Below are 1,191 nucleotides of genomic sequence, written 5' to 3'. Positions count from 1 at the left end.
CGTCTATACCGACTGGGCCTACCGCTCCAAGGTCAACTTCTTCCTGTACGAGGCCACCGAGTTCACGGGCAAGAGCCTGACCGAAGGCGGCGTGCGCGTGGGCTATCTGTGGGGCAACGGAAAGTACGAAGCCGCCGGCTTCGTGCGCAACGTGACCAACCAGATCCGCGTGACGGGTGCCATCGACTTCAACAACCTGACCGGCTTCATCAACGAGCCGCGCACGTATGGCGTGCAGTTCAAGGCGATGTTCTAAAGAGCGCTCGCCGAAGACAGGAACGCCGCCCTCGGGCGGCGTTTTTCATGGGCCTCGGTCGTCGGCTCAAGCCGTCTTGATGCGGTGGAGCGCGCAGAGCTTGTTGCCGTCCGGGTCGCGCACATAGGCCAGGTGCATCGCGCCGAGCGCCCCCTCGCGCAGGCCCGGCGGCTGCTCGATGGACTCTCCGCCGTGGGCCACCGCCACGTCGTGGAAAGCCTGCACCTGCTCGGGCGACGCGCACCCGAAGCCGATGGTGCCGCCATTGGCATGCGAGGCCGGCTCACCGTTGATCGGCTGGCTCATGCAGAACGTGCCGCCCGCATGGCGGTAGAACACCCGCTGGTGGCCCGAGGGCCCCTGGTTGCGAAAGCCCTCGGGCACGCCGAGCGTGCCGAGCACCGCGTCATAAAAGCGCTTGCTGCGCTCGATGTCGTTGGTACCGACCATCACGTGGCTGAACATGGGTATCTCCTCAAGAAAACGGCGAAAGCGCAGGATTGTGGTGAATCCCGCCTGGCCGCGCCGGGGATGTTTGTGGACGGCCCGATGCGAGGCGTCCTGATCACTCGGGACTAGGACGGCATGCGCGTGACATGGCTGACCACGATCGACCAGCGGCCATTGACCCGGATCAGCGTGTCGGTGAAGCGCACATCGACCGCGAAGGGCTTGCCGCCGGACCGGCCCTTCAGTGAGGTGATGCCCTGCACCACCGCCGCGTCGCCATACATGCGCGCCGTCATGCTGTGGTTCTCGAAGCGCTCATATTGCGGGTCGCCATCGCGCACTTCCTGGAGCGCCTGCGCCCGGCTCTGAACCTCGGCGTTGGTGCTGACGAGGTTGAACTCAGGTGCGAGCAGGCGTTCAAGCGCCGCCAGGTCGCGCAGGCGGAAGGCGTCGCACGCAGCCTGGGTCACTGCCATGGCTTCCTT

The 1,191-nt window shown here is 65.7% G+C and carries 2 protein-coding genes and 1 pseudogene; 1 reads left to right on the top strand and 2 read right to left on the bottom strand.

Going from position 1 to position 1,191, the window contains the following annotated elements:
* A pseudogene (locus ACXJKR_RS32970) lies at positions 1 to 256 on the top strand (TonB-dependent receptor); the annotation flags it as partial.
* A 66-nt stretch (positions 257 to 322) separates the two neighbouring features.
* Here ACXJKR_RS32970 and ACXJKR_RS32965 read toward each other — a convergent pair.
* Entirely contained in the window at positions 323 to 721 is a 399-nt protein-coding gene (locus ACXJKR_RS32965) for a VOC family protein (protein ID WP_057297470.1), read from the bottom strand.
* A gap of 110 nt (positions 722 to 831) precedes the next feature.
* A partial coding sequence (locus ACXJKR_RS32960) for a nuclear transport factor 2 family protein (RefSeq protein WP_457326447.1) occupies positions 832 to 1,191 on the bottom strand: 360 nt, incomplete at its 5' end.

This window comes from Roseateles sp. P5_E11, from assembly GCF_054049355.1.
The sequence above is the reverse complement of the archived record's forward strand: the minus strand, read 5'-3'. Positions and strand labels throughout refer to the sequence as shown.

Bases quoted from the DNA above. Each gene is read 5' to 3' on its own strand.
- ACXJKR_RS32965 (WP_057297470.1), bottom strand. From the start codon at position 721: ATGTTCAGCCACGTGATGGTCGGTACCAACGACATCGAGCGCAGCAAG.